At 59.6% G+C, this 255-nt stretch carries 1 pseudogene; it reads left to right on the top strand.

Annotated elements, in window-relative coordinates:
* A pseudogene (locus tag O2S87_RS19140) lies at window positions 1-255 on the top strand (ISH3 family transposase); the annotation flags it as partial.

Raw genomic sequence — 255 nt, 5'->3', positions numbered from 1 at the left:
GGTCCTCGCTGGCGCCAGCGCCAGCGGGACCTCGGTCAATCACATCTGCGAGACGACCGAAGACTCTCCACACGCCAATACCGTCCGTGGACACCTTACCGATCAGTTCGACCTCGATACTGTCGAGGAAGTTGGAGACACGCTGCTCCAACGGGATACTGTCGATACGCTTCCTGATCGACCGGTGGAGGTCGTCGCCGACCTCCACCTCGATCCCTACTACGGCGATGAAGACGAGACAGAAGCTCTCTACTC

This window comes from Halohasta sp. A2 (genome assembly GCF_056175805.1).
Note: the sequence above shows the minus strand (reverse complement) of the source record. Positions and strands in the feature narration are given on the sequence as shown.